Consider the following 23,277-nt stretch of genomic DNA (forward strand, 5'->3'; position numbering starts at 1 on the left):
ATCCGCCCACCTGAAGCCGCTGCAAGGACTCGCGTTCAGGGAGGCCGGAAGCCGAGCCGCTCCAGTCCCCGCCGGGCCACGTGCTGGACATGGGAGTCCGGATCATTCGCCAGGGCCTGGCTGAGGGCGGAGGCGGCGAAGGGTCCACCGAGGAGGGCCAACGTCTCGGCGGCGGCCACGCGCACCGAGGCGACGCTGTCCTCCCGCAGGGTCTGGGCGAGCGGCTTCACATGGTGGGGACGGCCGATCCGCTCCAGCGCGCGGGCGGCGGCCTCGCGCACCTGGGCATGTGGAGAGCCGAGCAGGGCCACCGTGGTCTCCCCCAGGGACAACTGACGCTGCTGGCTCACCACACCGAGGGCCGCGGCCACCACCTCCGGCGCCGGGTCCTCGAGCGCGGCGGCGACGGCGGCATCCGCCTCCACCGAGCGCGGCATGGCGAGCGCCCGCACCGCCCCGGCCCGCACCGGCCCCCGCGGATCCTTCAGGAAGGGAGCCAGCAACTGGAAGCGGCGCCCGGCCCTGCCGTTACAGTCGGAGAGCATGGCCACCGCCTCGCCCCGCGTGTCGGCGGGAAGCCCGGTCTCGTGCGCCACCTCCAGGAGGAACTGCTCACAGGATTTGTCGGTCGCCGCCACCTCCAGCCAGACGCGCCGGGTGGCCAGCGAGGCCCCCTCCGCGCGGACCCTCCGGCCCGCGGCCTCCATCAGCGGCAGGCCCTCGGACTCGGCGAGCCCCCGCGCCGCCAGCCGGCGCACCTGGGCCTCGGTGTCGGCCAGGGCGCGCTCCAGTTCGCGCTGCGCCAGGGGACCGTAGCGCCGCAGCGACTGCACGGTGACGCGCCGCTCGGTGACATCCTTGGAAGCCAGCCCCTTCCGCAGCGTCTCCAGGTCACCCGAGTAGACGGCGAAGAGTCGGTTGATGAGGGCCTCATCCGGCGGCTTCGCCTCCGCCAGCAGCATCCGCCCCACCGAGGTGTCCTGCTTCTCGGCCACCGCGAGGAGCGCGGAGGCGGCGGCCGCGTCCCCGGACTCGGGGCGCCGGGCCATGGCCTCCAGCAGCACCCGGGCGGGCGGCCTGCCCATGAAGGTGGCGAGGTGGACGAGCGCCTCGCCCCGGAGCCCGGCCTGCTCGGAGTACACCTCCACCTCCAGGACATCCCGGACGGCCTCCCGATGGGCCCAGATGCGAGCGGCGGCCGCCCCACCCTTCCCCCCCGCATCCTTCATAAAGGAGGCAGTGGACTGGCCCGAGCTGGCGGCGGCTCGCGCGGCGGTGATACAGACGAGCCCCTCGTCCCTGGCCGGGGCCTCGGCCACCCAGTCCGCGAGGGTGCGCGGCTCTGTCTGCCCCCGGGCTTTCGCCTGAGCCCGCAGGGCCGCCCACCGCACCCGCCATTCCGGATCCGTCAGCGCCGAGCGCAGGGCCTCCTGGGCCGGGGGGCCAGGCTTACGTCCGAGCTTCCAACACCCAGGCATCGGAGCGTCCGGTGGTGACACACAGCTGGCAGACCCGGGCGCGAAGGGCCTGATCCTGCACATGCCGCTGGCAGGACGACCAGCAACCGAGTGCTCCCTGGCCGCCGTGCTGGCCGGCCGACAACAGCAGGACGAGGAAGAGTGCGGGGCTCACGGGGGTCCACTCTAACCTACCCGGCAGATCCTTTTCTGCGGGCGTCCTTGCGTTTTCGCGCCCGCTGCGTCATATCGGCGCCCCTTACATTTCCAGGCACACGGAAGGAGGTGACACATGCCCGGCATTCGAGTGAAGGATGGTGAGTCCATCGAGAGCGCTCTCAAGCGCTTCAAGAAGGCTACCGAGAAGGCTGGTATCCTCTCCGAGATCCGCAAGCGTGAGCACTACGAGAAGCCTTCCGTGAAGCGCAAGAAGAAGGCTCTCGCGGCCAAGAAGCGCGCGGTGAAGAAGGCGCGTAAGACGTACTAGCCGTCCTTTCGTGAGCCGGGGTCGCGTCAGTCGAGCGCCCCGGCTTTCGTCCGTTCAGCACCCTTCCCACACATTCCTGGAGCCCTGCCATGGCCACCGTTAGGGAGCGCATCGACGCCGACCTCAAGGACGCGATGCGGTCGAAGAACGAGCTGCACCACCAGCGTCCTGCGGATGCTCAAGAGCGCCGTCAAGTACAAGGAAGTGGAGCCCGGCGCCACCGGCCCTCTCGACGAGGCCAGCATCCTTCAGGTCATCGGCACCCTCATCAAGCAGCGCCGCGACTCGGTCGAGCAGTTCAAGTCCGGCGGCCGCCCCGAGCTGGCCGAGAAGGAAGAGCAGGAGATCTCCGTCCTCCAGAACTACCTGCCCAAGCAGCTCACCCCGGACGAGCTGCGCGCCGAGGTCCAGGCCGCCATCACCGAGGCCGGTGCCAAGAGCGCCAAGGACATGGGCGCGGTGATGAAGGTCCTCACGCCCAAGCTGCAGGGCCGTGCCGAGGGCCGCGCCATCTCCGAGGAAGTGAAGAACCAGCTCTCCAAGCTGTAGCGGTCCCGGTCTTCCGGCCTCGAACGGCGCCGGGTGGGTTCTTCAGGAACTTGCCCGGCCGCTGATCGGCCATTAAGGGTATGCGGTCGCTTCCCGTCCACCCTTCCGGACGGTTTCCGACGCGCTGACATGCCCTTCCTTCTCCACATCGTCGACTCTCGCTGGACCACCCGCGGCCATGTCAGGGGCCGGGCCCATACTCGTCCGCAGGGGCTGGTGTGCGAACCATGGCGGTCCGGACACGCCGGGCGGAGGGGGTGGGACACGTGATCCCCGAGCATAAAATCCAGGAAGTCCTCGATCGGGTGGATCTGGTCGGGCTCGTCTCGCGCTACGTGGAGCTCAAGAAGGCCGGGCGCGAGTTCAAGGGCCGCTGTCCCTTCCACCAGGAGAAGACCCCCTCCTTCTATGTCGTCCCCGAGAAGCGCTTCTATTTCTGCCACGGGTGCCGCGCGAGCGGTGACGCCGTGTCCTTCGTGCAGCGCTACCTGGGCAAGACGTTCATCGACGCGGTGAGGGACCTCGCCCGCGAGGTGGGGGTGGACCTGGAGGCCGCGCAGGACCCAGGTGCCCGGGAGCGGCAGCAGCTCAAGGAGGCCACCGACCTGGCGGCCGAGCATTTCCGCTCGCTGTTGTGGGAGGAGGAGGGACGCCGTGCCCGCGCCTACCTCGCCAGCCGCGGCATCTCCGACGAGACCGCCCGGGCCTTCGGGCTGGGGTGGGCCCCCGCCGCGTGGACGTCGCTGGCGGACCGCCTCACCAAGGCGGGAATGATTGAATGGGGCCTCAACGCGGGCCTCGTGTCCAAGCGGAACAAGGGCGACGGCTACTTCGACTTCTTCCGCAGCCGCCTCATCATCCCCATCCGCGCCCCCGAGGGCCGCCCCATCGCCTTCGGCGCCCGGCTGGTGGACGCCGAGGAGGGGCCCAAGTACCTCAACTCCCGCGAGTCCCGGCTCTACAACAAGAGCGAGACGCTCTTCGGCATGGACCAGGCGCGCGATGAGATCCGCCGCCGCAAGGCCGCCGTCCTCGTGGAGGGCTACTTCGACTGCATCGCCCTGCACCAGGAGGGGGTGAAGCACACGGTGGCGCTGTGCTCCACCGCGCTCACCCCGGGCCACCTCAAGGTGCTCGGCCGCGCCGAGGCCCGTGCAGCTCTTCCTCCTGCTGGACGGAGACCAGGCCGGCCTCGCCGCCGTGGAGCGCCTGGCCGGCCCCCTGCTCGCCGCGGGAGCGGCCGCCAAGGTGGCCCTGCTGCCCCAGGGGGATGACCCGGACAACTTCATCCGCCGCGAGGGCTCCGTCGGCCTGGAGCGGCTGCTCACCGAGGCCCGGCCCCTCACCAGCCACGTCTTCCTCACCGTCCTGCCCCAGGGGAAGGAGGCCAGCTTCGAGGAGAAGATGGCCGCCCTCGAGCGCCTCAAGCCCGTGTCGGCGCAGCTCCCGGTGGGGCTGGTGCGCTCGGCCTTCTTCTCCGCGCTGAGCGGCTGGTGCGGCCTGCCCGCGGCCGAGCTGGAGTCCTCCCTGCGCAGCAAGGCGCCTCCCCCGGCGGCGAAGCCCGCTCCCAGGCCCGGCCAGCAGCCAGGCAGGGGAGCCGCTCCCCAGGGCCCGGCCGCGCCCCGCCCCGCTCCGGTGAAGCCCCCGGACGCCCTGGAGACGCTGTACGTGGCCGCCGTCCTGCGCGAGCCCCGGCTCGTGGTCCGCGACACCTTCCGCGTCTACGACGAGCTGTCCCACCCCGGCCTCCGGCTGGTGCTCGCCCACGCCACCTCGGGCCATGGGGCCGAGGACGCCCTCTTCGAGGCCCACGACACCATCAAACGCGCCGTGGAATCCGCCATGCGCCAGCTCGCCGAGCAACAAGGCTCCGCCCTGGAGCATTACTTCCTCCAGGTATGCCGGGCCATCATGCTCCGCCGCATCAACCAGCAGCTGGACTACATCAAGCGGACCACCAGCCAGACGAGCGGCGCTCTCGACTTGTCCGAGGAGACCAAACAGCTCCTCACGCAGCGCATGGAGCTGCTTTCCCTCAAGAAACGCGTGGAAGAGGAAATCCGCCCGTCCCCCCCGGGAACAAAGGCCCCCATGCAACCGGTTTGAGTTCGCGTTTGTAAGAATCCTCTACTTTGCGATAGATCGGCCGGCTCCCTCCAGGCCAGGTCCCTGTTTTTCCAAGGAGAAGTACCCGAATGCCCACGCAGAAGCCCTCCTCGAAGGTGGCCGTCAAGCCCAAGAAGAAGGTGGCCCCGGAGATCCGCAAGAAGAAGAAGCCGGAGGAAGCCTCGGCCAAGGGTACTGACAGCGCTGAGGCCAGCTCCGCCGCGCGCAAGGCGGAGAAGGCCGACAAGGCCGAGAAGACCGCCGCCGCGGAGAAGGCCACCGAGACGCTGAAGAAGCGCAAGGCCGTCACCCAGGTGGACGACGGCGACGTCGACCCCGAGGAGGCCGCCGAAGAGGCCGCCGCCGCCGTCGAGGTGGACCCGGACGCCGTCGAGGACGAGGTGGATGAGGAGCCCATCGCGGACCGCAAGGAGGTCAAGGATCTCCTGGCCGCCGGTCGCGAGAAGGGCTTCCTCACCTACGACGAGGTCAATGACGCCCTGCCCGCGGACATCGTGTCGTCGGATCAGATCGACGACGTGATGAGCATGTTCGGCGACAACGACATCGAGATCGTCGACGCCCAGAAGGCCGCCCAGAACGCGGAGATCAAGCCCACGGTCGCGGTGGAGGAAGAGCGCGCCGAGGCCGACGAGGACGAGAAGGACGAGGACGACGAGCCGGGTGGCAAGTCCAACGATCCCGTCCGCCTGTACCTGCGCAAGATGGGCAGCGTGAGCCTCCTCACCCGCGAGGGCGAGGTGGAGATCGCCAAGCGGATTGAAGACGGCGAGAAGGAAGTGCTGCGGGCGCTGCTGGCCTGCCGCGTGGCCATGGTCGAGATCCTCGACATCGGCACCCGGCTGAAGAACGGCAAGCTGCGCGTGCGCGACGTCATCAAGGACGCGCCCGAGGAGACCCAGGCCGAGGGCGAGGAGCCCGAGGTCGAGGCCGTCGAGGAGGGCGCCGAGGGTGAGGGTCAGCCGGCCCAGCTCGCGCAGAGCGAGCTGAACAAGATCGAGCAGATCAACAAGCAGATCGAGCGCATCCGCAAGTTCGCCAAGGACTGCGAGGGGCTCGAGGCGGAGCTGTCCGGCAAGAAGAAGCTGACGGACGTCAAGAAGAAGGAGCTCAAGCAGGAGGTGAAGGATCTCCGGACCAAGATGATGGAGGTCCTGGAGGAGATGCGGCTGAACAAGAAGCAGGTGGACCGCATCGTCCTGAACCTCAAGGGGCTCATCGAGCGCGTGGAGAAGGCGGAGTCGGAGCTGCGCGAGATCGAGCGCCGCTACGGCGTGCCCATGGACACGCTGCGCGAGCTGCTGCGCGAGGCCAAGGAAGATCCCGAGGCCATGAAGAAGGCGCAGCGCAAGCTCAACGCCACCGGCGAGCAGATCGAGTCGGTGGAGCGCGACGTGCGCACGGCCACGCGCAACATCAAGCGCGTGGAGGAGGAGGCCAACCTCGAGGTGGAGGAGCTGCGGCGCAACTACGAGGCCATCCGCATGGGTGAGCGTCGCGCCGAGCGCGCCAAGACCGAGCTGGTCGAGGCCAACCTGCGCCTGGTGGTGTCCATCGCCAAGAAGTACACGAACCGCGGCCTGCAGTTCCTGGACCTCATCCAGGAGGGCAACATCGGCCTGATGAAGGCGGTGGACAAGTTCGAGTACAAGCGCGGCTACAAGTTCTCGACCTACGCCACGTGGTGGATCCGTCAGGCGATTACGCGCGCCATCGCGGACCAGGCCCGCACCATCCGCATCCCGGTGCACATGATCGAGACGATCAACAAGCTCATCCGCACCAGCCGCTACCTCGTGCAGGAGATCGGCCGCGAGCCGACGCCCGAGGAGATCGCGGAGAAGATGGAGCTGCCGCTCGACAAGGTGCGCAAGGTGCTGAAGATCGCCAAGGAGCCCATCTCCCTGGAGACGCCGATCGGCGAGGAAGAGGACAGCCACCTGGGCGACTTCATCGAGGACAAGAGCCTGGTGTCGCCGTCGGACGCGGTCATCAACATGAACCTGGCCGAGCAGACGCGGAAGGTGCTGGCCACGCTGACGCCGCGCGAGGAGAAGGTGCTGCGGATGCGCTTCGGCATCGGCGAGAAGAGCGACCACACGCTGGAAGAGGTGGGCCAGGACTTCGAGGTGACGCGCGAGCGCATCCGTCAGATCGAGGCCAAGGCGCTGCGCAAGCTGCGTCACCCGAGCCGCTCCAAGCGCCTGCGCTCCTTCGTGGAGAGCTAGGCCGCCTCCCCTCCCTCTCCCCCCGGGAGAGGGTCGGGGTGAGGGTGCCCGCCCCCCTGGGTCATGCCCCGAGGGCCGGAGAGTGACGTAAGAAGAAGCCCCCGTTCCCAAGAGGACCGGGGGCTTTTTCGTTTGCGATCCCCTCTCCCTCTGGGAGAGGGCCAGGGTGAGGGATTGCCCTGCAGGGAGTCCGCATGCCGGCGAGACGGAAGACCGCGAAGCCCCCCAAGCCCCTCCCCTTTCCCGAGGCGGTGCGCCGGGCGGTGCGAGCCATTCCGCGAGGCGAGGTGCGCTCATACGCGCAGGTGGCGCTCTACGCGGGGAGGCCAGGGGCGGCGCGAGGGGTGGGACGGGGAGCTCAAGACGCTGGAGAACGTGCCGTGGTGGCGTGTCATCCGCTCGGACGGGATGCTGGCGCCGGCGGTGGCGGTGGAGCAGGCCCGGAGGCTGAAGGCCGAGGGGGTGCGCCTGGAAGGCCAGGGCACGCACTGGCGCGTGCATCGCTGAGCAGCGGGGCACGCGCCCTCTTGCGCGCGCGCGGGGTGCGCGATACTTCCCCGGTCAGTGCGGCGCTTCGGCGCCGTCCGTGCGTACCTTGGGGGCCCTTAGCTCAGCGGTTAGAGCTGTCGGCTCATAACCGATTGGTCCCTGGTTCGAATCCAGGAGGGCCCACTCCCCGTAACTCCGCCCCGTGCCTCGGGATTTTCCTCCGAGGCGCGGGAACGGAATCCCCCCTCTCCAGATTCCGCACCACCGGCGCACCATGCGGGCCGCCCACCGCCAGCGGAAGCACCTCGGCACGGGGCTGTGCTCCCCTGAGATGTGGAGACTGGTTGCTCCAGCGCTCCGGCCCTCGGAGCCCGGTCACCGCATATGCGCGTCGAGGAAGGAGTTGATGTGCTGAGCGAGCGCCCGTGGGTGCGTGAGGGGAGCCAGGTGGGGGGCTTCGAGAAGTTCGACCTCGATGTTCGGCTGACGGTGGGCGAGCGCCTGGAGGTCGCGCGAGAGGCCGCTCGCGAAGCACTCGAGGAACTTGGGCAACCAGGGAGGGCCACCAGGGACCGGCGCGGCGGGAGCGGTCAGGATGTAGACGAGCAGGGAGCCGGTCACCCGCGGGTAGAGCGCGAACAGGTCCGTCTCGTCCATGGCCTCGTGGATGGCGCGAAGCGCTTCCCCTGACGGTCGGAGCCGGTAGTTCCCCTGTGCGTCACGCACCGCCGAGCGCTCGGTGGATGCCGCCAGCAGTTCGGCTGGAACCCCGAGCTGCTCCACCAGGGCTGCTGCGCGTGGAGGACGGCGCCGAACCCGGCCGCGGAGAGAGGGGCGCCCATGGCGGAGGCCTGTTGGCGCATCCACTCCCGCATGTGCGAGAGCCGCTCCCTCGCGATGTCCGGCGGGAGGCCCGGGAAGGCGTCGGGTGGCAGCCAGGTATGTCCATCGATGTTGACCGCCGCCGGGCAGTCGGGATGCCGCGCGGCGTACATCGTCGCGACGACGCCGCCCAGGGAGTGGCCGATGATGGCGGCGCGGCCCAGGTCCAGACGCCGCACCACCCGCTCGAGGTCGGCCACGACGTCCTCCCACGCCCAGCCACCATCGCCCGAGCGGCCATGGCCTCGCAGATCCACCGAGACCACGCGATGCCCATGACAGAGGAGCGGCGCGACGAGGCTCCAATCCTCGAGGGTTCGTCCGATGCCATGAACGAGCAGGACTGCCAGACCCGCGCCTCCATGATCCCGGATCGCGAGCGGGGGAGCGCCATCGATGGTGCCGTCATGAAAGGTCACGGGAGCGTCCACCTCGAATCAAATCAATATGGAGTGGGAAGCCGCGCGGAGGTGACGGCCGGCGGATGCCGTACCTTGGCCTTGCGTGCGAGCAGCCCGCGCGAAGCAGTCCTGGCCGCCTTATGAGCGGACGCGAGGCACGCTCGTGGTTGTTGATCAACACAGGAGCGGCCCACGACACCTGCCCCGCGCAGATCGGTTGCCCGGAGGGATGGTCGCATGACGACGCAGAATCCCGCGCAGCTCATCCGAGACCGAGGGGCGTGGCTGCCCGGTCTGAACAAGGCGTCGCTGTCTGTCAGGGGGGCTGTATATTGCTCGTCTGCCCCCACGCCCCCTCCCCCTCCGCCTGCGCAAGTGGCAGGGGCACGACGAGTCACCATTCAGACCTTGGGCTTACCTATGCGCACAAAATCGACCAAGAGAACTTCAACGGGCGAGGTACATCCATTCATTCGGACCGTCTTTGATGCTGGGCGTCAGTGGCAGGACAAGTTCGCGGAAGCACTGACGCGGAACGGAATCCGTCCTGGCCCGAAGGTGGAGGTAGAACGTAAGCGCTCGGCGGACCACACCTTCCGAGTGAGGGAGGAGGCGTTCAGCGTCGCGTTCCAGGAGGTGTAGACATGGGACGCAACACGGAAGAAGTGGACGCAACGCTCGCGAGGGCCGCGGCAAGCAACTACTGGACGGAGGCCGAAGCGCAGGAGGTGCTCGAGGCCTACGAGGAGAGCGGGTTGTCGGTGGCGGAGTTCGCCCGCCGCCATGGGCTTACACCGCAGCGGCTGAGGTGGTGGAAGAAGCGGCGGGCCGAGGAGGCGGGCCCGGCGCTCTCGTTCGTCCCGGTGCACGTCGCGGCGCCACCGTCGACAGAAGCACAGCGGGCACCGGGCACAGCCAGCATGGAGGTGCTACTGGCCAGGGGCCGGCGCATCCGTGTGGAGCCGGGCTTCGACGCGGACGCGCTGGCGCGGCTGGTGAGGGTGCTGGAGGAAGCATGCTGACACTGCCCTCCTCGGTGCGCATCCACCTGGCGAGCCAGCCGGTGGACATGCGCAAGTCCTTCGACGGGCTCTCCTTGCTGACGCGACAGGTACTGCGGGAGGACCCCTTGAGTGGACACCTCTTCGTCTTCTTCAACCGCACGCGCGACATGGTGAAGGTGTTGTGGTGGCACTCCGGTGGCTTCTGCCTCTTCTCCAAGCGCCTGGAGAAGGGCAGCTTCCGCCTGCCGCGCTCGCTACCGGAGGACACGGGCGCCGTCACCCTGGACGCGGTGGAGCTCACCCTGCTGCTGGAGGGGATTGATTTGAAGGCCAGTGTCCGCCGGCCTCGCTGGCAGCCCCCACCTCTGAAGTCGGCTGCTTGAGAATACCTCTTGCGTCCAGGGGCAGCTCCATGGCTCATGTCCCGGGACATGAGCGGCGCGGCCCCCGGCAAGAAGACGACGGACGTACACGGCGTGGCGGCGCTGTTGCGCACGCTGCTGGCCGAGGGCCAGGACGAGCAGGTGATTGAGCTGGTGGTGGGCCTGCTCTCGCAGTTGGTGGAGAAGAACACCGAGTTGGAGTTGCGGCTGCGCAAGGAGATGCGCCAGCGGTTTGGCCGCCAAAGCGAGAAGCTATCCGCCGAGCAACTGTCGCTGTTCCTGGAGCAACTGGGCCAGGAGAACGCCGGGGCCCAAGAGGCGGCGGCGCCTGAGGCCAGGGACGCAGGCGTCGCGGCGGGCTCCACGCCGCCCTCCAAGCCACCACACGAGGAGTCGCGAAAGAAGGAGCGCAAGGGGCACGGGCGCCGTCCGCTCCCCTCCAGCCTGCCGCGCGAGCAGCGCGTCCACCAGCCCCCGCCCGAGGCGCTGCGGTGCGAGGCATGCGGGCGGGACAAGACGTGCTGTGGCGAGGAGAGGAGCGAGACATTGGAGTGGGTGCCCGGTCACTTCAAGGTGATTGAGGAGGTACGGCCCAAGTACGCCTGCCGGCCGTGTGGTGACGGGCTGGTGGTGGCTCCTCCCGCCGACAGGGTGATTGAGGGGGGATTGCCCGGACCGGGCCTGGTGGCCCACATCCTCGTTTCCAAATTCAAGGACCACCTGCCGCTGCACCGGCTGAGCGGCATGTACGCGCGCCATGGCGTGCAGCTGCGTACCTCGACGCTCTCGGACTGGGTGGCCGCGGGCGCCGACACCCTCCAGCCGCTGGCCCGGGAGGTGGCCCGGCGGGCGCTGGACTCGCACGTGTTGCAGAGCGACGACACGCACCTGAAGGTGCTCGACAGAGAGCACCCCAACGGCCTCAAGCGCGGGCACATGTGGGTGTACTTGGGGGACACCACCTGGGCGGCCTTCGTCTACACGCCGGACTGGAAGGAAGAAGGGCCCCTGTCCTTCCTGGACAAGCGTGAGGGCTGGCTGCTGGTGGACGGGTACAAGGGCTACGACAAGCTGTTTACCCGCCAGGGCGCCACCGCGCTGGAGGTGGGGTGCTGGAGCCATGCCCGTCGCTACTTCGTCGAGGCCTTGGACGCTGGTGACACACGAGCGGCGCTGCCGCTCTCTCTCATCGGCCGGCTCTTCGAGGTGGAGCGCGAAGCCGACGAGCAACAGGTGGACGAGGCCGAGCGGCTGCGCAGGCGCGACACGCTCTCACGCGCTGTCACGGAGCACCTGGGGCGCTGGGTGGCCGAAGTCTACAACCGGGAGCCGCCCAAGAGTCCGCTGGCGCGGGCGTGCCGCTACGCCATCAACCAGTGGAAGTCGCTGACGCGCTTCATGGAGGACGCGCGCCTGCCGCTGCACAACAACGCCTCGGAGCTGCGGCTGCGGGAGATTGCCGTCGGCAGGAAGAACTACCTGTTCGCCGGCAGCGACGCGGGAGCCGAGCGCGCCGCGTGCGTGTACACGCTGGTGGCCACGTGCGTGCTGGCCGGGGTGGAGCCGTGGGCGTACCTGGCTGACGTGCTGGAGAAGCTCGCCCAGGGCTGGCCGCAGCGCCGTCTCGATGAACTGCTGCCGCCCATGTGGAAGGCCGCGCGCGCGGCTGCCGCGCAGATGCCCTCCACCTCTTCTGCCGCGACCTGAGCACCGCCCATCCCCGTCGGCAGACCGGCGGGCGGCGCACCCGTTATCACATCTGCGCCGCCCCTCTGCACCGCTCCACCGAGTGGATACGGTAGAACTCTCACTTGGGGAACTCTACCAATCGGAGGTCTTCCGTTACGCAATGCGCCTTACGGACCTTCCCGAACAACTCCGCGTGGTCGCCAACTTCCTGGTTCACCGCCCAAAGGGCCGGGCATTCAAGAAGCTCGGGATTCGCAGGGGAGAATACGTCACCTACCACTATAGGAGTTTCATTGTGCTCCTACAGACCGCTTCGGACGTTGCCATACGCCTCACAGGCATGACTCTGGCACTCGGGCTAAACCCGCGAGAGATGAAGTACAGCACGGTCGTTGAGAACGACTGGGCGACTCGCTGGAAGCTGAAAGCGCCCTTGGATCGAGTCCAGCAGGTAACCTCCCCACTCAAGCGAACCCGCAACGAATGGATCCATGCTGGCGAAGCGCCTCTCATTGAGTCCACCCATATGGTCGATCTTGTCGAGTTCACACAGCACCTGAGTGGGGGGACCGAACTCTGGCTGAGTGAGAAACAGCTGGAAGAGGCCTTCGATGAATCCTGCGATGAACTCGCAGAGCAGATTTCGGAACGCGCGAAGGCTCTTCATGACGCTGTCGAGGTGCTTTTGACCGCTCTACAAGCCCCGTTTGGGTACTGGTCCCGCCGACTGGAGAGCGACTGGCGCTCGCGATGACCTACTGTCCCGCGCTCTCACGCGTGATTCGCGGTGCCATCCGGATATGAAAGAGACTAAGGAGCCTCGTCGGTTCCGCGCGGATCTTTAGGCGCCCCGAGCATGCCCACTACGGCAAGCCAGCGCGGGGGCTCGCGCTACAAGTCACGGAACTCAACTGGTTACAAGTCCCTGCTGTAAGGCCGAGAACCGGGAACTACCGGCCGCACCACAGCACCGTCCCCGGACGAGGAGCGCATCAAGCGACGCGGCTGGGATGCGGATGCAGCGCCCGACCCACACCCGCTCCAGCTCCCCGCGTTCGAGGAGCGCGTAGACGGTGGCCCGGCAGACGGCCAGCTCTTCCGCCACCTCGCGCACCGTGAGCATCGGCGGGCCCACCGGCCGCACCACGTTCCGCACCACGGGCGCACCACGGCCAGTCGAAACGGTGGAAACGGTGCCAACCGGCACCGGCCCCACCCCTTGCGGAACCCCAGTCTTTTCCGCAGGTTGCGAGCCGGTGACAGGGGCGGCGAACCCCTGCCAACCCGCCCGCTCCCGGCTCATAACCGATTGGTCCCTGGTTCGAATCCAGGAGGGCCCACTCCCCTTCCCCCGCGCACCCCGCTCAGCCCCAGGCCTCGCGTCAGGCCTTGGCGCCCTCGCGGTTCTTCTCCTTCTCGTCGCGCCCGTGCACGGACGCCGGCGGGCTGGTGGCCTCCACCGCGGTGAAGGACTCGAGAATCTTGTACGTGTGGCTGGCCCCCCTCGGTACGAGCCACGAGTCTCCGGGGTTGAGCAGCAGCACCTGTCCCTCGAGGTGCAGCTCGGCGCGGCCCTTGATGACGTAGCCGACGGTTTCGTAATCGCGCACGGAGGGAGGCAGCGGCTCGGCCGGCTGCTCGTTCTCCCACAGGCGCATGGAAACCCGGATGCCCCCGGCCAGGTACTTCTGCCCCATCTCACCCTTCGGGGAGTGCTGGGAGTCGACCTTCTTCACGCTGGTGTCGCCCATCTCGTCTCCTTCGCGGACGCTGGCGGTTGTCCTTTGCCGGACAAGGTAAGGAGCGCCGGGCGACACGTACCCCGCAACGACACGCCCGCTCCCCCCTCGAAGGGAAGAGCGGGCGTGAGAGACACGGCCTTCAGGCCGTGAATGCGGGGCCTGTCACCCCGCCGGGCGCACGTTCTGCGCCTGAAGCCCCTTGGGGCCCTTGGTCACTTCGTACTCCACCTTCTGGCCCTCAGCCAGGGAGCGGAAGCCATCCATGTTGATGGCGGAGTGGTGGCAGAACACATCCTCGCCACCCGCATCCGGCGCGATGAAACCGAAGCCCTTCGCGTCGTTGAACCACTTCACGGTACCAGTTGCCATGTACTTCCCTGCTTTCTGCACGTGCGTTCTACGGACTTCCAGACAGACACTCCGACCCATTGAAGTGCCTGCGGGGGTTAACGGTCCGTACCTCCCCCCCATTCCAGTCGGTGGCCTTCACACTTCTTCATAAGTACTGGGCGCCCCCTTCACACCCCCCCCGTACCTTCTGCACCAACCGATGGATGCCGGGCCCCTGAGTGCCCGGCCGCTCACGGAAGGAGCAGCACATGTTCGGATTCGTTTTCGGTACCGCCTGCCTGGCCGGTCTCCTCTACACCCTGCGCCGCGGCCGCTGGCACCACCGCCACGGAGGCCCCGGCCGCTGGAGCTGGCGCGGCCGCCTGCGCTGGCTCTTCGAGCGCCTGGACACCTCGCCCGGCCAGGAGAAGGTGCTCGTCCAGGCCGCGGATGATCTCACCGAGGCCTTCGCCAAGATGCGCGACGAGCTGAGCGCCACCCGCGCCGCCATCGCCCGCTCGCTGCGGGGCGAGTCCTTCGACGCCGCCGCGCTGCGCGAGCTGGACGCGAAGCACGACGAGCTCATCGACAACCTGCGCAAGACGCTCCGCACCGCGCTGTCCCGGACCCACGAGGCGTTGGATGCGAAGCAGCGCCGCGAGCTGGCGGATCTGCTCGAGCACGGCTGGGGCCACGGCTACCGCCACTCCGGTTACGGCGGCTGCGGCGGCTGGCGCGGCGCCCGGTCCTGCTGAGCACTCCTCCCTCCCGGACAAAAGAAAGGACCACCACCATGCGCCGCCGCGTTCTCATCGCCCTGCTCGCCTTTGGCACCCTCGCGGGCTACTCCTCCGGTTTCGCCAGCATGTACCGCTGGCACCGCTACGGGCACACCTCCGGTGGGCACTGCCGCCAGGGCCGGGCCCATGACTTCAACTCCCGCCACGCCACTCCGTCGTGGGCTCCGGCCCAGACGCCCCAGGGCCCGCAGGTGCAGGCCCAGGCGTCCACTCCCGAGCCGCGTTAGAGTCGATGCCCGCCCATGGCCACCCGCGTCCTCCTCATCGACGATGACTCCCGGATGTACGAGCTGCTCGCGCAGTACCTCGGGCAGAACGGCATCACCGTCGCCCATGCACCCGATGGAGGACGCGGCCTGGCCGCGCTGGAAGCCAGCACCTACGACGCCGTGCTGCTGGACGTGATGATGCCGGGCATGGACGGGCTGGAGGTGTGCCGGCGCATCCGCGCCAAGAGCACCCTGCCCGTCATCATGCTCACGGCGCGCGGCGACGAGACGGACCGCGTGGTGGGCCTGGAGGCTCGGCGCGGATGACTACCTGGCCAAGCCCTTCAGCCCCCGCGAGCTGCTCGCGCGGCTGAGGGCCGTGCTGCGGCGCGCCCAGCCCTCGGCGGTGGCCGAGAAACTGGAGTCCAGCGGCGTGTCCATCGACGTGTCGGCCCGGGAAGTCCGCGCGGGCGGCCGGCTGGTGGAGCTCACCGGGCTCGAGTTCGATCTGCTGGTGGCGCTGGTGCGGCGGGCCGGACGCGTCATTCCCCGCGAGGCGCTGCTCGGCGAGGCGGGCCGGAGCGACACCGTGGTGGGCGAGCGCACCGTGGACGTGCACATCTCCCACCTGCGGCAGAAGCTGGGAGACGAGGGCAACCGCCTCATCAAGACGGTGCGCGGAGTGGGCTACCTCTTCGCCAAGGACGGCCCCTGAGGCGGACCATGAGACACCCCCCGCACGGGCACCCGCACCATTCCTCGCACAGGCTCCGGCACGGGCACCCTCGCGGGCCCATGAGCCGCCTGGGGAACTTCATCCGCGCGCGGCTGCGCCGCAGACTCTTCCTCTGGTTCGGCGTCTCCATCTTCACCACCGCCCTGGTGGTGGGCACGGTGATGACCGTGATGGGCGGGCTGATGGGGGATGGCTCCTGGCACCAGGAGGCGATCCGCGCACGCACCTTCGTCAGCAACCGCCTCGCCGAGGTGTGGGACGATCCCGTGCGCCGGGACGCGCTCGTCCGCTCCGTGTCCGAGGATCTGCTCGTCAACGTGGAGCTGCGGGATACCTCGGGGGCGCTGCTGGTGCGCACCGGCGAGCCCTGCCCCCCTCGCGCGGAGATGTCCGTGCCGGTGGAGCGCGGCGGGGTGCGGCTGGGCACGGCGCGGGCCTGCTCCGGAGCCACCCGGACCCGGACGCCCTGGCGCGGGCCGATGGTGCTGCTTCTGGCCGGGACCACGCTGTGGATGGCCTCGGGGTGGCTGGCGCGGCGGCTGTCGCGGCCCCTGGACACGCTGGCGAGGGCGGCGCAGGAGCTGGGCGAGGGCAAGCTGGACACGCGCGTGCAACTGGGCCGCTACGCCACCGGGGAGATGTCCGTGCTGGCCGACGCCTTCAACGAGATGGCCACGCGCGTGGAGCGGCAGATGGCGGACCAGCGCGAGCTGCTGGCGGCGGTGTCCCACGAGCTGCGCACGCCGCTGGCGCACCTGCGCGTGCTCGTGGAGCTGATGCGCGACGCGGGAGGCCCGGAGCGGACGGCGGACGAGATGGAGCGCGAGGTGGTGGAGCTGGACGCGCTGGTGGGCGAGCTGCTCGCGAGCTCGCGGCTGGACTTCGGCCAGTTGACGCCCCGGGAGCTGGACGGGAAGGACCTGGCGGCGAGGGCGCTGGAGCGGACGGGGCTGCCGGCGGAGGCGCTGTCCGTCGAGGTGCCCGAGGCGAAGCTCACGGGAGACGCCACGCTGCTGGGGCGCGCACTGGCCAACCTGCTGGACAACGCGCGCAAGCACGGCCACGGGGTGGAGGCGCTGCGGATGCTCGAGCGGGAGGGGCAGCTCGCCTTCTGCGTGGACGATCGCGGCCCGGGGCTGCAGCCCGGCGAGGAGACGCGCATCTTCGCGCCCTTCTACCGGAAGGACCGGGGGGGCGAGGCGCGCGAGGCGGGCTCCCTGGGACTGGGGCTCGCGCTGGTGCAGCGGATTGCCCGCGCACACGGCGGAGACACCTTCGCGGAGAATCGTCCGGGAGGAGGCGCCCGGGTGGGCTTCACCCTGAGGCGCGAAGGCCCGGCCTCGATGAAGGCCCCACGAGCGTAAGGGCCCACCCGCCGAGGCCCCAACGTGCCTACTTCACGCCACCGAGGGCCGTCCCCTTGGCCTTGTCAGCGGAGAACTCGAAGGAGGCCGTCACGCTCTCCCCCTCCTTGACGATGACCTCGGCGGTCTGGGTGCCGAGCGTCTCGTGCCAGGCCTCGAGGGTGTAGCTGCCCTCGGGCAGGTGCTCGATGGAGAAGGAGCCATCGGCGCCGGAGGTGGCGAAGTACGGATTCGGGTTCACCACCACCCAGGCGGCCATCCACGGGTGGATGTCGCACTTGAGGCGAATCACCTCGGCGTCGGCGGGCAGGGGGCGAGGCACGGCCTTGGCGTTGGGCGGCTGGGCCACGTTGAAGACGGTCTTCGTGCCGGTGAGCGCGCGCGCGTTGTGCAGCGTGCCGTCGCTGTTCTTGATGAGGACGGGCTGACCGGCGGTGACGCCCTGCACGCGCGGCGTATAGGTGCACTTCTGCTGGTCGATGAGGGCGGGCTGGGCCGGGTGGGAGCGGGGCACCAGGCCGCGCACGCGCACGAGGACATTGGCCAGCTTGCCGTCCGTCACCAGCACGGACTCGTCCTTCAGCGCCATGCCGTCACAGGCGGGATCATCGCTGGGCGTGACGGCGGCGGGCGTGGGAGCAGGACCCTTGAAGGTGACGGTGCCCCGGACGGTGGCCCCGCCGGTGACGGGCGGAGCGGGCTGCGCGGCGGGAGCCTCGGCCTTGGGCGCGGCAGCGGGAGCCGGAGCCACGGGTCCACGGGCGGCGGCCGCGGGGGCCTCCTCCTTCTGGCAGGCCGGCAGGGCGGCGAGTCCCACCGCGCCCAGCACCGCGACACCCAGCGTACGCAGCTTCATGTGAACACTCCCTCGTGTCGCCGGCGCGTGTCGGGTCGCACGGGCGGCCAGATTTGATGGGGCCCCCTCGTAACAGAAGAGCGGACCCGTAATCCAACGGAAGAACAGCGATTCAGGTTATTCCCGCCGGCTGACGCTGAGGGTGGCGAGCCCCAGGAAGACCGTGGCGAAGACGAGCAGCACCGGCACCTCGAGACCCGCGCCGGAGGAGGTGGTGCCCACGGCGAGCGAGGCCTCGGCGCCGTACAGCGCGCGCCGGACCCCCTCCACGGAGAAGCGCATGGGGTTGAGGCGCATCACCCACGCCAGCAGCGGCCCGGCCCCCTTGAGGGGAAACATCGCACCGGAGAGCACCCACATGGGCAGCAGGACGATGCTCATCACCGCGTGGTAGCCGGCGGTGGAGCGCACCCACCAGGCCAGGGCGATGCCCATGCCGGTGAGGCCCAGGGCGGAGAGCACCATCACCGTCACCAGCAGCGGCACATCCAGGGTGGCGGCCTTCACCCCGGCGAGCGGAGCGAAGAGGAGGAAGAGCGAGGCCTGCAGCAGCGCGATGGCCGAGGAGCCCAGCGCCTTGCCCAGCACCACCGAGAGGCGCGAGCCGGGCCCGGCCAGCACCGACTGGAGGAAGCCCTCGCGCCGGTCCTCGATGACGGAGATGGTGGCGAAGATGGCGCTGAAGAGCACCACCATGGTGACGACACCGGGGAAGGAGAAGCGCTGGTAGTCCAGGCCCTGCGCGCCCTCGACGCGGAAGGAGCCGGCGAAGCCCGCGCCGATGACGAACCAGAAGAGGATGGGCTGGGCGAGCGCGCCCACAATCCGGCTGGGCTGGCGGAAGAAGCGCACCACGTCGCGCGCCAGCAGCACGCGCACGGTGGCCCACTGCAGCGCCAGTCCTCCCGGGGCGTGCGCCTCCCCGGTGGAGGCGGGGGTGTCCACCCGGCGGGTCATCGCGCGCTCCGGCTCTCCCGAGGAGTCAGGAACGGGAACGGTGGTGGCGGGGGCGGTCATCGACGGCGGCTCCTGCGGGCGGGCTCGGCGGTGGGCTGGTCGGCCCCGAGCACGCGGCCGGTGAGTTGAAGGAAGACGTCCGCGAGCGTGGGACGGCGCAGGGACACCGAGGCGAGCCGGCCGGCCGGGAAGGCCTCCACCAGCCGGGGCACCAGCGCATGCCCCTGCTCCACCTCCACCTGCACCCGGCCCTCCACCACGCGCGCCTCCAGGCCCAGCCGCTGATGCAGCTCGGCCGCGAGGGCCTCGGGCTCACGGGCCTCCAGGGTGAGGATGTCTCCCCCCACGCGCGCGGCCAGCGCCGCCGGGGTGTCGGTGGCCACCAGCCGGCCCGCGTCCAGCACCGCGAGCCGGTCGCACATCTCCGCCTCGTCGGCGCGGTGCGTGGTGAGCAGCACGGTGAGGCCCTCGGCGTCGCGCAGGGCGCGCAGGTGGGACCAGAAGGAACGGAAGGACGCCTCGTCGAGCCCCTGGGTGGGCTCGTCCATGAGGACGATGCGCGGCTGGTGCACCAGGGCGCGCGCCAGCTCCAGCCTCCGGCGCATGCCGCCGGACCAGGTGGAGACGCGCTCGCCGCCGCGGTCCTCCAGGCCGATGAGGCGGAGCATCTGCTCCACGCGCTCCTGGGCCCGCGCGCCCGTCAGCCCGTACAGCCGGGCGCCGAGCATCAGGTTCTCCCGCGCGCTCATCAGGTCATCCAGGCTGCTGCGCTGGAAGATGATGCCCAGATGCCGGCGCAGGGCCGGATCATGGAGCGACAGGGGCCGCCCCTCGAACAGCACGCGCCCCGAGTCGGGAGCGAGCAGGCCGGCGAGCAACTGGAAGGTGGTGGATTTGCCCGCCCCATTGGGGCCGAGCAGACCGACGATTTCGCCCGCGCCCACCGCGAGGCTGAGCCCATCGAGCGCCACCCGCGCCTTGAAGCGCCGGGTGAGGCCGTCGAGCTGGAGCAGCGGCGCCATGGAGCGCGCGGTGGGAGAGTGGGCCGGGAGGGCCGGGGTCATCCTCGAATCAACCGTGTCCCCCGCTGTCGAGCATCAGCGCGGCGAAGAGGCCGGCCAGGTACAGCAGGCTGAACAGGAACGTCTGACGGGCCCAGGGCCTTCCCAGCCGCCGGAAGAGGCCGGTTGCCCCCAGTCCCAGGAAGGACAGGCCCAGCACCACCGCGGCCGCCAGGTACCACGCCCCGGCGATGTGCAGCTGGAAGGGCAGCAGCGTCATGGGCACCAGCGCCACCAGGTAGAGGACGATCTGCAGACGGCTGGAGTCCTCCCCGCGCTCCATCGCCACGGTCTTGAGGCCGGCCGCCGCGTACTCGTCCTTGCGGAACAGGCCGATCGCGATGGTGTGCGGAATCTGCCACAGGAAGAGGATGGCGAAGAGGACGTAGCCGCCCGCGTCGATCTGCCCCGTGACGGCCGTCCAGCCCATGAGCGGAGGCAGCGCGCCGGGCACCGCGCCCACCAGCATGGAAGCGGAGGTGCGCGCCTTGAGCGGCGTGTACGCGAGCACGTAGCTGAGCAGCGCCACCAGGCCCAGCCCCGCGGTGAGCAGGTTGGCGCCCAGGGCGAGCGCCGGCAGGGAGAGCGCCGCGAGGGCCAGCCCGAAGGCCAGCGCCACGCCCGGCTCCATGCGCCCCGCGGGCAGCGGGCGGTTGCGGGTGCGCGCCATGAAGCGATCGCTCTCCCGCTCCCAGTAGCAATTGAGCGCGTTGGCGGCGCCCACCGTGCCCGCGGTGGCCAGCAGCGTCACCAGGATGCGCGGCACCGTCAGCTCGCCCGGAGCCAGCCACATGCCTCCGGCGGCGGTGGCGATCACCAGCCCGGACAGCCGAGGCTTGGTGAGGGACAGCAGATCCGAAGCGAAGCTCGACTCACTCACGGCACGCGCGCTCACGGCTGACTCCCCAAGGCGCAACAGGCTCGCTGCTGTCGCGGTTGGACCTCCCCTTACACAGGGGGAAGTCCTTCTTCAAGCAAACGGGCGCGGGATTTTCACCATCCCCGCGCCCGTCGATATCAGCGCCGCTTGTCGGAAGCGGCAGCCCTGCTCACAACGCGCCGGCCTGCGCCACGTACTCGCCCTTGGGCGCGCACGTGATGTACTGCTGCGCCAGCGGCTTGGCCTTGGTGGCCTGCTTCGGGTCCTTCTTGAGGAACGCCGCGTAGAAGTAGTAGGCCGGGCAGTAGTTCTCGTCCGCGTTGAGCGCCTTCTGGTACGTCTCGTCGGCCTTGGCGGCGTCGCCCTTGCCCTCGAGGACGCGCGCCAGCTCGAGCAGCGCGATGGCGGCCCGGTCCGGCTGACCGATGAACTCGGTGCTCGCCTTCTCCAGCGTCTCCTGCGCCATCGTCCACTCGCCACGCTCGCGGTAGATGGTGCCCATGGCCAGACGGGCCTCGGGGTTCTTCGCGTTCGGCTCCTTCACCGAGCGCTTGTACGCGTCGAGCGCCTCGTTGAGCTTGTTCTGCTTGCGGTAGGCGTTGCCCAGCATGGTGAGCAGCTTGGGGCTGTCCCCCATGGTCTTGATGGCGGTCACCAGGGCCTCGGCGGCCTCCTTCTCGCCACCCGTCTTGCCCATGAGGGCCTTGGACAGCTCGACGTAGAACTGGGCGCGCGTGGCGTCGATCTTGATGGCCTTGCGGATCTCCTCGGCGGACTGGTCGAACTGGTTCTCGGAGAGCAGCCGGCGGCCCTTGATGAGCGACAGCTCGGGGCTCGTCTTGTCCAGCGTGAAGCCCGTCTCCTCGGCCTTGGTCAGCTCCTGGCGCGCCTTCTCCTTCTCGGCGGGCACCCCGGTGGCCTCGACGAGCTTGGCCTGCTCGTCGGGCTTGAGCTTCTCCATGGCCGCGGACACGCGGGAGATGAGCAGCGAGCGCGCCAGGTTGGCCGCCGCGAGCTGGCGCGGCGACGGGGGCGGCTCGGCCTCCAGCAGCTTCTTGATCATCTGCGCGGCCAGCCCGAAGTTGGGCTCGTCCTGCTCCAGCATGAGCAGGGACTTGCCGAGCAGCGACTCGTGGTGGTCCTTCTCGTAGCGCAGCGAGAAGTCGTAGTTCTTCCAGGCGATGGCGTCCTGGCCGAGCCGGCGGTACGCGGCGCCGAGCGCGGCGTAGATGCGCGGATCATCCGGAGACAGGGCCTGGGCCTTCTCCAGGTTGTCCTTGGCACGGTCGAGGTCGCCCGCGTTCATCTGGATGAGGCCGAGCGTGAGGTACAGCAGCGAGCTGCGCTTGCCCTCGTCGTCGAACTTCTTGACGCGGCCCTCGAGCTCGGTGAGCGCGTCCTTGCCCTTGCCACCGTACGTCTTGACGAGCGCCTCGGCGGCGTAGAGGTGCGAGCTGATCTCCCCGCTCTTCTTGGCGGAGGCCAGGTGCTCCTCGGCGCGCTTGCGGGCGTCGTCGCCGCCGCCGTGCTCACCCCAACGGATGGCGTAGGCGTAGGCCAGGTAGCCGTGGGCGGCGGTGGAGGTGTCATCCACCTCGAGCGCCTTGTCGGCCGCCTCGCACGCCTTCTTGTAGGAGGCGAACGAGTCGTGCTTGAGCTGCTCGGTGGCGGCGTCGAGCTGCTTCTTGATTTCGCGGTTGCGCTGGGCGGCCAGGCGCCCCTGGACGAAGTAGCCGCCCAGGATGATGGGCACGGCGATCACCAGGGCGAGCGTGATGTACTTGCTGTTGCCGCCGCCCTTCTTGCGCGACTTGCGAGGCGCGTCGTCGTCATCGGTGTCGACGTCATCGTCCTCGTCGACGACCACCGGCGCGGCGCGGCGGGCCGCGGAGCGCGCGGGCTGCTCGGCGCGGGCCTTGGGACGCGGGGCCTCCTCCTCGTCGTCCGCGGCCACGGGGCGCTTGCGGGCGGCGGGAGCCGGAGCGGGCTCGGCGGCGGGAGCGGCGGCCACGGGCGCCGGAGCAGCCACGGGCGCGGCCACCGGAGCGGGCGCGGCCACGGGAGCCGGAGCGGCCACGGGCGCGGGTGCCGGAGCGGCGGCCTGGGGCGGCTGCACCTGGTACTGCTGCATGGCCGCGAGCGTCTCGGCGTCCGCGGGGTCCGCCGCGTAGGCCTTGAGGAGGTTGGCCTTGCCGGCCTCGCCCTCGCCCGTCTTGAGTTGCAGCGCACCTGCCATGCGCAGCGAGGCCTTGTCGGTGGGCTGCACCTGGAGTGCGCCAAGCACCTCTTCCAAGGCCTTCTTGTCCTTGCCCTGCTCCGCGTACACGCGAGCGAGGAGAAGGCGAGGGTCCGCATGATCAGGGTGAGCTTTCACCCCTTTCTTGCAGACGACCATCGCCTCCATGAAGCGGCCGGCGGCCAGATAGGCCTCGGCCAACGGCTTGTACGCGTCGGAGGAAGGGTCGGAAGCGAACGCTTGCTCCAGCTTCGTAATCTCGGCCGGGCTCAACTTCGATGAGGGAGTAGACATTCCGATGGTAGGCGCCTGATGGGAGGGGGTTCTTATGACACCCGAAGTTGCCGCGCGTCAATCGCGCAAGAGGCCCCGAAGATTCCCGGCTTGACACGTGGAATAGGGTCCTGTAA

22 protein-coding genes, 1 tRNA gene and 4 pseudogenes are annotated in these 23,277 nt (G+C 69.5%); 15 read left to right on the forward strand and 12 right to left on the reverse strand.

The window, feature by feature from the left end; translation table 11 throughout:
• Window positions 1-35: 35 nt before the first annotated feature.
• A complete protein-coding gene (locus ACN28I_RS15375; protein ID WP_420942783.1) occupies window positions 36-1,229 on the reverse strand; it encodes a HEAT repeat domain-containing protein in 1,194 nt (397 codons plus the stop codon).
• A gap of 220 nt (window positions 1,230-1,449) precedes the next feature.
• Window positions 1,450-1,632 (reverse strand): hypothetical protein, encoded by a 183-nt coding sequence (locus ACN28I_RS15380; RefSeq protein ID WP_420942784.1) that lies wholly within the window; start codon window positions 1,630-1,632, stop codon window positions 1,450-1,452.
• Window positions 1,633-1,749: 117 nt separating this feature from the next.
• Here ACN28I_RS15380 and rpsU point away from each other — a divergent pair, with 117 nt between their 5' ends.
• The 7 genes and pseudogenes from rpsU to ACN28I_RS15415 all read left to right on the forward strand — a co-directional run bounded on the left by rpsU (window position 1,750) and on the right by ACN28I_RS15415 (window position 7,520).
• Window positions 1,750-1,944, forward strand: a complete 195-nt coding sequence (rpsU, locus tag ACN28I_RS15385) for a 30S ribosomal protein S21 (protein ID WP_002621505.1) — start codon at window positions 1,750-1,752, stop codon at window positions 1,942-1,944.
• 89 nt (window positions 1,945-2,033) lie between these two features.
• Window positions 2,034-2,493 (forward strand): annotated as a pseudogene (locus ACN28I_RS15390) (GatB/YqeY domain-containing protein).
• Window positions 2,494-2,720: 227 nt separating this feature from the next.
• Window positions 2,721-4,599: pseudogene (gene dnaG, locus ACN28I_RS15395) on the forward strand (DNA primase).
• Window positions 4,600-4,688: 89 nt separating this feature from the next.
• Window positions 4,689-6,848 carry an RNA polymerase sigma factor RpoD gene (gene rpoD / locus ACN28I_RS15400; RefSeq protein ID WP_420942785.1) on the forward strand — a complete coding sequence of 720 codons (2,160 nt, stop codon included), beginning with the start codon at window positions 4,689-4,691 and terminating at the stop codon, window positions 6,846-6,848.
• Between the two features lie 194 nt (window positions 6,849-7,042).
• Window positions 7,043-7,222: pseudogene (locus tag ACN28I_RS15405) on the forward strand (MGMT family protein); the annotation flags it as partial.
• Window position 7,223: 1 nt separating this feature from the next.
• On the forward strand, window positions 7,224-7,355 hold the full coding sequence (locus ACN28I_RS15410; RefSeq protein ID WP_420942786.1) for a hypothetical protein: 132 nt from the start codon (window positions 7,224-7,226) through the stop codon (window positions 7,353-7,355).
• Window positions 7,356-7,447: 92 nt separating this feature from the next.
• Window positions 7,448-7,520: transfer RNA gene (locus ACN28I_RS15415), tRNA-Ile, on the forward strand.
• A 192-nt stretch (window positions 7,521-7,712) separates the two neighbouring features.
• Here the strand turns inward: ACN28I_RS15415 and ACN28I_RS15420 are convergent.
• On the reverse strand, window positions 7,713-7,994 hold the full coding sequence (locus tag ACN28I_RS15420; protein ID WP_420942787.1) for an alpha/beta fold hydrolase: 282 nt from the start codon (window positions 7,992-7,994) through the stop codon (window positions 7,713-7,715).
• Window positions 7,955-8,638, reverse strand: coding sequence for an alpha/beta fold hydrolase (locus ACN28I_RS15425; RefSeq protein WP_420942788.1), 684 nt, complete (start codon window positions 8,636-8,638; stop codon window positions 7,955-7,957). The genes ACN28I_RS15420 and ACN28I_RS15425 overlap by 40 nt, the downstream gene beginning before the upstream one ends.
• 626 nt (window positions 8,639-9,264) lie before the next feature.
• Here ACN28I_RS15425 and tnpA point away from each other — a divergent pair.
• From tnpA to ACN28I_RS15445, 4 genes are all read left to right on the forward strand, one after another.
• The gene (gene tnpA, locus ACN28I_RS15430) at window positions 9,265-9,642 is read left to right on the forward strand and encodes an IS66 family insertion sequence element accessory protein TnpA (RefSeq protein ID WP_420941581.1); all 378 of its coding nucleotides are present in this window, start codon (window positions 9,265-9,267) and stop codon (window positions 9,640-9,642) included.
• Window positions 9,636-10,007, forward strand: a complete 372-nt coding sequence (tnpB, locus tag ACN28I_RS15435) for an IS66 family insertion sequence element accessory protein TnpB (protein ID WP_420941580.1) — start codon at window positions 9,636-9,638, stop codon at window positions 10,005-10,007. Before tnpA ends, tnpB begins: the two co-directional genes overlap by 7 nt.
• 36 nt (window positions 10,008-10,043) lie before the next feature.
• Window positions 10,044-11,714, forward strand: coding sequence for an IS66 family transposase (gene tnpC / locus ACN28I_RS15440; RefSeq protein WP_420942789.1), 1,671 nt, complete (start codon window positions 10,044-10,046; stop codon window positions 11,712-11,714).
• 142 nt (window positions 11,715-11,856) lie between these two features.
• Window positions 11,857-12,450, forward strand: coding sequence for a hypothetical protein (locus ACN28I_RS15445; RefSeq protein ID WP_420942790.1), 594 nt, complete (start codon window positions 11,857-11,859; stop codon window positions 12,448-12,450).
• A gap of 153 nt (window positions 12,451-12,603) precedes the next feature.
• Here ACN28I_RS15445 and ACN28I_RS15450 read toward each other — a convergent pair whose 3' ends face one another.
• The 3 genes from ACN28I_RS15450 to ACN28I_RS15460 form a co-directional block, all read right to left on the reverse strand.
• Window positions 12,604-12,855 (reverse strand): helix-turn-helix domain-containing protein, encoded by a 252-nt coding sequence (locus ACN28I_RS15450; protein WP_420942791.1) that lies wholly within the window; start codon window positions 12,853-12,855, stop codon window positions 12,604-12,606.
• 223 nt (window positions 12,856-13,078) lie between these two features.
• The gene (locus tag ACN28I_RS15455; protein WP_420942792.1) at window positions 13,079-13,447 is read right to left on the reverse strand and encodes a cupin domain-containing protein; all 369 of its coding nucleotides are present in this window, start codon (window positions 13,445-13,447) and stop codon (window positions 13,079-13,081) included.
• A 153-nt stretch (window positions 13,448-13,600) separates the two neighbouring features.
• Entirely contained in the window at window positions 13,601-13,807 is a 207-nt protein-coding gene (locus ACN28I_RS15460) for a cold-shock protein (RefSeq protein WP_047856399.1), read from the reverse strand.
• A gap of 230 nt (window positions 13,808-14,037) precedes the next feature.
• Between ACN28I_RS15460 and ACN28I_RS15465 the strand changes: the two genes are divergently transcribed.
• The 4 genes and pseudogenes from ACN28I_RS15465 to ACN28I_RS15480 all read left to right on the forward strand — a co-directional run bounded on the left by ACN28I_RS15465 (window position 14,038) and on the right by ACN28I_RS15480 (window position 16,877).
• Complete coding sequence (locus ACN28I_RS15465; RefSeq protein ID WP_420942793.1) at window positions 14,038-14,523, forward strand: periplasmic heavy metal sensor; 486 nt, start codon at window positions 14,038-14,040, stop codon at window positions 14,521-14,523.
• Window positions 14,524-14,561: 38 nt separating this feature from the next.
• Window positions 14,562-14,795: a hypothetical protein gene (locus ACN28I_RS15470; RefSeq protein ID WP_420942794.1), complete on the forward strand. Its 234-nt coding sequence runs from the start codon at window positions 14,562-14,564 to the stop codon at window positions 14,793-14,795.
• 15 nt (window positions 14,796-14,810) lie between these two features.
• Window positions 14,811-15,492 (forward strand): annotated as a pseudogene (locus ACN28I_RS15475) (response regulator transcription factor).
• A gap of 80 nt (window positions 15,493-15,572) precedes the next feature.
• Window positions 15,573-16,877 carry a HAMP domain-containing sensor histidine kinase gene (locus ACN28I_RS15480; protein WP_420942795.1) on the forward strand — a complete coding sequence of 435 codons (1,305 nt, stop codon included), beginning with the start codon at window positions 15,573-15,575 and terminating at the stop codon, window positions 16,875-16,877.
• 28 nt (window positions 16,878-16,905) lie between these two features.
• Here ACN28I_RS15480 and ACN28I_RS15485 read toward each other — a convergent pair whose 3' ends face one another.
• The 5 genes from ACN28I_RS15485 to ACN28I_RS15505 all read right to left on the reverse strand — a co-directional run bounded on the left by ACN28I_RS15485 (window position 16,906) and on the right by ACN28I_RS15505 (window position 23,161).
• Window positions 16,906-17,733 carry a carboxypeptidase regulatory-like domain-containing protein gene (locus tag ACN28I_RS15485; protein WP_420942796.1) on the reverse strand — a complete coding sequence of 276 codons (828 nt, stop codon included), beginning with the start codon at window positions 17,731-17,733 and terminating at the stop codon, window positions 16,906-16,908.
• Window positions 17,734-17,850: 117 nt separating this feature from the next.
• Window positions 17,851-18,750 (reverse strand): ABC transporter permease, encoded by a 900-nt coding sequence (locus tag ACN28I_RS15490; RefSeq protein ID WP_420942797.1) that lies wholly within the window; start codon window positions 18,748-18,750, stop codon window positions 17,851-17,853.
• Window positions 18,747-19,754, reverse strand: coding sequence for an ATP-binding cassette domain-containing protein (locus tag ACN28I_RS15495; RefSeq protein WP_420942798.1), 1,008 nt, complete (start codon window positions 19,752-19,754; stop codon window positions 18,747-18,749). Before ACN28I_RS15495 ends, ACN28I_RS15490 begins: the two co-directional genes overlap by 4 nt.
• Window positions 19,755-19,761: 7 nt before the next feature.
• The gene (gene cyoE, locus ACN28I_RS15500; protein WP_420942799.1) at window positions 19,762-20,646 is read right to left on the reverse strand and encodes a heme o synthase; all 885 of its coding nucleotides are present in this window, start codon (window positions 20,644-20,646) and stop codon (window positions 19,762-19,764) included.
• Between the two features lie 154 nt (window positions 20,647-20,800).
• Window positions 20,801-23,161: a tetratricopeptide repeat protein gene (locus tag ACN28I_RS15505; RefSeq protein ID WP_420942800.1), complete on the reverse strand. Its 2,361-nt coding sequence runs from the start codon at window positions 23,159-23,161 to the stop codon at window positions 20,801-20,803.
• Window positions 23,162-23,277 lie beyond the last annotated feature (116 nt).

The organism is Archangium gephyra (genome assembly GCF_049060025.1).
GTDB classification, from domain to species: Bacteria; Myxococcota; Myxococcia; order Myxococcales; family Myxococcaceae; genus Archangium; species Archangium gephyra_A.